The organism is Citrobacter sp. Cpo147, from assembly GCF_030332405.1.
Lineage (GTDB): Bacteria > Pseudomonadota > Gammaproteobacteria > Enterobacterales > Enterobacteriaceae > Citrobacter > Citrobacter portucalensis.
On the sequence record NZ_JAOWHX010000017.1, the window covers coordinates 1 to 380 of the forward strand.

The 380-nt window shown below is 46.8% G+C and carries 1 tRNA gene and 1 rRNA gene; both read left to right on the top strand.

Annotation, left to right across the window (positions count from 1 at the left end):
- A 16S ribosomal RNA gene (locus tag OGY06_RS00055) occupies positions 1-68 on the top strand; the annotation flags it as partial.
- Between the two features lie 85 nt (positions 69-153).
- Positions 154-229, top strand: a tRNA-Glu gene (locus OGY06_RS00060).
- Positions 230-380 lie beyond the last annotated feature (151 nt).

Here is a 380-nt window from a genome sequence, read left to right on the forward strand (position 1 = left end):
GATTCATGACTGGGGTGAAGTCGTAACAAGGTAACCGTAGGGGAACCTGCGGTTGGATCACCTCCTTACCTTAAAGAACCTGCCTTTGTAGTGCTCACACAGATTGTCTGATGAAAAGTAAATAGCAAGGCGTCTTGCGATTGAGACTTCAGTGTCCCCTTCGTCTAGAGGCCCAGGACACCGCCCTTTCACGGCGGTAACAGGGGTTCGAATCCCCTAGGGGACGCCACTTGCTGGTATGTGTGAGTGAAAGTCGCCGACCGAAGTATCTCAAAACTGACTTCCGAGTCACGTTTGAGATATTTGCTCTTTAAAAATCTGGATCAAGCTGAAAATTGAAACGACACACTGTTTCATTTCTCCGTAATAAGAAATGAAAA